Here is a 4,559-nt window from a genome sequence, read left to right on the forward strand (position 1 = left end):
AACACGCGTGGCCAGGTTCCAACTACCGTGTCACGGCTCAGCCACCCGAGCCGTTCCTCATGCTCAACCGGCCAGTTTCAACACTGAGACTGAGCACGATAGGTGGCCCTTGAGCACGCTAGTTGGCCTTACGTTCCTGGGACGGGATGGCCGAGCCCCCTTCGTATGGTTGGGCCGCCCAGGGGTGCCGGGTGTGGCTTCTAGTTGGCTGCCGTCCGTGGCTGCAGTGGCTTGGCCGCCCGGCGCCCCACGACGACCCGGCCGCCAGATTGGGAAGTGCGACAAAGATCGCTGCGTAAGGCCATGCCGGCGAGGTCGTCTGCGGCAAGACCTGCACGCACGATCGTCTGGAGCACGATGAACCGGATCTGGGCCGGAATCGACAGTGGCAAGACCCACCACCATTGCGTCGCCATCGATCAGGACGGGACGAAACTGCTGTCCCGGCGGGTGCCGAACGGAGAGCCTGAGTTACTCAAGCCACTGAGCGTTGCAGTTGGCCGGAGTCACGTACCGACGTCTACCGCCCGATCCGGCGGGCCGTGCGGGATTGCGTGCGCAAGGCAGGCAGCCGGGCGGTCTCTTCCGCTCCGGCCAGGCTTTCGCCCAAGGTCAGCAGCGAGAGGAGCCGCACCGGCCGACCGGCAGTGGCGGCGGCCTCCAGTTTGTGGTGTCCGTCGAGGAGGAAGTGGGTCAGGCCCCAGTGCACGAAGTAGTCGTCTCCCCGGTCGATGGCGGGCTGGCACACGTCCAGGGTGGAGATCGCCACCGCCGTGGGGACCGTTCCCTGCTCCATGAGTGCGACGTATTCCTCGACACGCTCCCGCTCGTTCCACGTTGGGGGAACCATGGGCACGACGAACTCGTAGAGGTGGGCGTCCGCGTCGACCGTGGTCTCGAAGGTCCGGTAGTACGGGGTGTGCGGGTACTCCGGAAGGCCCCAGAACTGATCGATCCCCCAGGTCGTGACCTGTTCGCCGCTGAAGTAGTCGCCCTCTCTGCCGGGGATAACCAGCCGGGGTTCCACCTCCAGGAGCAGCGGAAGGTACTCGCCCTCCGGCAACAACGTGCCGAACGCATCGATCACGCCGCCGTCGTCCGGATCGTCCAGCGTTCCGGTGAGCCGTTCCTGCATGCTCTCCAGGGACAGATTCTCCCGCGCGGTCTCCAGCCGGCGGAACAGGAGCGGGCACGTGCCGCAGTAGAAGCTGAGCTCGAAGGCAGGCTCGTCGTCGACCATGAGCAAGCGGCGCCGTGGTCCGCCGCCGAGCTCCTGCAGTTCCGTATCGAAGTTCAACCGTGCCTCGGAGGCTGGGACGCCGAGACTGCGGGGGTCGCCCGTTTTGATCATCACGGGCCGACCGTACGGGACGCCGTCAACGGGCTCCACCGAGTACTGAGCGTGTATCTGGCCGGACGGGCCAACTACGACGCTCAGTCACACGTGGTCACCCCGCACCCACTCCCATCCGCCCCAGACCGGTGACCCTGGGCACCCAGCCAGGTCGGCCCTTTGCGCGCGCTGCCACCAGACCTGCGCGAGGTACGGAGCCCCGGCGAACCCCCTTTCTCTCGGGGTGGATTAGCTGTGGTGTGACGTGGGGTGAGGTGGGTTCGTTGAGCTCCTGGGACTCGTTCTCGGGGGTTGTGGCTCTGCGGCGGGTTGTTGCACGGCTCGTGGAGCCCCAGCGCGGCGTGCCGCTGCTGCTCGTACGCGAGCGGTTCTCCCGGTTCCAGGTGCTGCACATCCTCACCAGGGAAGTAGCCGAAGCGACGGACGACGACACCATCCTCAGCGATCAGGACCGCCGAGCCGTCCTGGGAGGCGCTCCACCAGTAGGCCTGCGCGCGACCGAAGCGGGCGCTGAGGTGTTCGCATGCTTCGAGGACCTCGTTCTGGCGTTCAGTGGCACTGGGATCGCACCAGGAACCGACCACCAAGGTCCAGCCGGCGGGCTCGGGAGTAACGAACGCCCTGCGGTACACATCGAGTGGATCGGCGTCGAGGCCCCCGTGGCTGTCGATGTCCGCGGCATACACGCCGACGGAGAACGGAACCGGACGCGACTGCGACAGCCCGAGCATCTCCATGACGCCGGCCTGGTCCGCGGTAGGCGTCGCGATCCAGGAGAGGAAGCAGCAGGAGAGCGGAACCGGCGTGTCGCTGGCGATTTCGATCCTGGCCAGCCGTTCCAGTGCCGCGATGTCACGGGCGCTCATCACCGCCTCGCCGCCGATCTCCGCCAAGGCTTCCAGAGCACCCGCGCGCGCCGCCCCCGGACCGTCGATGCGGACCGCCTGGAGCAGCGGCACCACGGCGGTCCCCCACGCCGAGAACGCTTGAACCGCCGCCTGCCTGACCTTCGCGTCACCCAGCAGTGGCAGGACATGTCGCGCGGCAGTCGGCACGTCGCTGTTCCAGCGGCTGATCGCTGCCACAGCCGCGCGCCGCAGGGATGAATCCTCAAGCAGGAGGGCGCCAACGTAGCCGTCCAGTGCCGCCGCCCCGAGGCCGGCGAACGCCCGCAATGGTCGACCCGGCGGCTCAACGCGCCCGGGTCGCGGCAGGCTGCCCCGCACCACCTGCCGCCGGTTGCATCGACGGGCGCTCCCCGGCCGGGGAGCGCCACGGGCAGCCCGGGGTCAGCCGCCACCCGAGCCGGCCGAGGCCGAACCGCCGGAGGTCCAGCCGGAGTTGGGCTGCGGCCGATCGCGCGTGCTGCGCTCGGTGCGCAGCCCCACCACGACCCCAGCCGGGCCGAGCAGGGCCTTCAACGCGTCGGCGAGCCGCTGCGGGTCGCCGCCGTCCGGGAGCGCGAGCCGCTCCGGTTCGCCCCGCAGGACGAGTTCCAGCGCGAGCGTGGAGACGGCCGGCTTGTAGTCCCCCTGGTACGGCTCCACCACCTTGTGCGTCAGCCGCACCTCGCGCAGGGTCTTGACGGTCAGCCAGTCGTCCGGCCCGGCGGCCCGGACCAACCGCAGGGACGCGGGCACCCCGGCCGGCGCGAACTCCACCCGCAGGATGTCCCGGGCCCGGGAAAAGGCCAGCGCCGGCCAGCCGATCAGGTACTCCAGCCCGGCGATCACCCCCACCACCACGAACACGGTCGACGCCCGCGCCCCGGCCAGCGCCATCCAGAAGGCGACGCACAGGGTCGGCACGCCCAGGGCGAGCGGAGTGAACAGCGCCAGCCCCGCCGAGGTCAGCACGTTCCACACCGGCCCGGTCGGGCCGGCGCGCAGGACCAGATCCGTCGAGTCGGGGCCTTGTCTCAGCAAGGGATCTGTGGCCATGCCTCCAGCGTAGGACCGGTCCGCAAGAGCGCCTCGACCATATCCGGCCGATGGGGCACGACTTCTGACGGCCCGTAGCCCTCAGCCGGCGGGCGCGGCGGGCTCCCAGGGCTCGAACCACGGGTCGGGCCACTGCTCGGCGGCGGCCATCAGCGGGGTAGAGGGTGGCGCCGTCCAGACTCTCGCGGATGATGTCGGCGTGGCCGCCGTGGCGTGCGGTCTCCTCGATCAGGTGCAGCAGCACCCACCGCACCGAACCCCTCGAACCAAGATCATTCCTTAGCGTTCAATCCAGCAGCATTACCGGCGGGACCCCGTACTGCCTCATGGAGGCGTACGCCGCGTGGCTCGGCTCCAGCGGCCGCAACTCGAACCGGCAAGGAACGTCCGGCTGTCCTTGTCCTCGGCGCGGCGCCACCGACACCGCTCCGCCACCGAATTGTCAGGCCACGCCCTCACTGGCGCTCTATTTGATGGCTCCAATATCCACGGAGAAATTGAGGCGTCCACCAAAAAAGGGGCGATTCGAATGACTTGCATCCCTCATGGAGTCGTGGTGCGCTGGAAGTGCACAGCGATGTGACAGTACGTTAGGGAGGTGTGACCATGGCGTTGATAGGAAACGACCGCGCGATAACGGACGCTCGCCGCCGGAGTGACGGGACATGGCTGTTCACTATCGAATACACGGCCCATTTCGACCCGGCTGACCGGGGTGCCTTCTTCGATGACTCGGTGAAAATCTGGGAACATGACGCGGGTGACGATGACCAGATCACTGCATACGCCCCCACGGAGCGATTCCCGGCGCCGGTGGATGGCAGACCCGCGCACCGGGTCAAGCTCTTCACCGCGACAGCGAGTCAGCTGAACACCGAGGCCGGGGACGAACAGACCTACGCGTGGATTTGGCTGCGAAGGGCAGGCGGAGGCCCCGCTGACGACGAACAGAAAACCCCGATACGCATGACCAATCCGTAACGGGTAGGGGCGGGAAGCCGCCCATGGAAGACCGAGCTACGGGAAATTATTGGATTTCAGGTAGCGCGGTGGACACTCGCGCTTGTATGGAGCAACGTGGACAGGTGATCTGCTGAAGAGCCACGCTACACATTCCGCTGCCGCCCAAGGGCCCCGTCCACGCAGGTGGGCGGGGCCCTTTCGGCTCACGCGTTACTCAGGTTGAACTCGTGATGTCGGCGGCAGGACCGGATGGAGGAGCGGCTGTGGCATGCTCGTCCGCGTGATCGAGGTCCCAAATGATG

Annotated in this window: 4 protein-coding genes and 2 pseudogenes; 2 read left to right on the top strand and 4 right to left on the bottom strand. The window is 67.8% G+C overall.

Annotated elements, in window-relative coordinates; translation table 11 throughout:
• Positions 1-357 precede the first annotated feature (357 nt).
• Positions 358-480, top strand: a pseudogene (locus tag AB0F18_RS38495) (transposase); the annotation flags it as partial.
• A 40-nt stretch (positions 481-520) separates the two neighbouring features.
• On the opposite strand, the gene AB0F18_RS38500 reads toward AB0F18_RS38495, so the two are convergent.
• The 4 genes and pseudogenes from AB0F18_RS38500 to AB0F18_RS38515 all read right to left on the bottom strand — a co-directional run.
• On the bottom strand, positions 521-1,351 hold the full coding sequence (locus tag AB0F18_RS38500; RefSeq protein WP_362070005.1) for a hypothetical protein: 831 nt from the start codon (positions 1,349-1,351) through the stop codon (positions 521-523).
• A gap of 83 nt (positions 1,352-1,434) precedes the next feature.
• Complete coding sequence (locus AB0F18_RS38505) at positions 1,435-2,439, bottom strand: hypothetical protein (RefSeq protein WP_362069996.1); 1,005 nt, start codon at positions 2,437-2,439, stop codon at positions 1,435-1,437.
• 204 nt (positions 2,440-2,643) lie between these two features.
• The gene (locus AB0F18_RS38510; protein WP_362069999.1) at positions 2,644-3,294 is read right to left on the bottom strand and encodes a hypothetical protein; all 651 of its coding nucleotides are present in this window, start codon (positions 3,292-3,294) and stop codon (positions 2,644-2,646) included.
• 157 nt (positions 3,295-3,451) lie between these two features.
• Positions 3,452-3,556 (bottom strand): annotated as a pseudogene (locus AB0F18_RS38515) (DUF664 domain-containing protein); the annotation flags it as partial.
• 344 nt (positions 3,557-3,900) lie between these two features.
• Here AB0F18_RS38515 and AB0F18_RS38520 point away from each other — a divergent pair.
• Complete coding sequence (locus AB0F18_RS38520) at positions 3,901-4,275, top strand: hypothetical protein (RefSeq protein WP_362070002.1); 375 nt, start codon at positions 3,901-3,903, stop codon at positions 4,273-4,275.
• The last annotated feature ends 284 nt before the right edge of the window (positions 4,276-4,559 follow it).

The organism is Streptomyces sp. NPDC029216 (assembly GCF_040648015.1).
Lineage (GTDB): Bacteria > Actinomycetota > Actinomycetes > Streptomycetales > Streptomycetaceae > Streptomyces.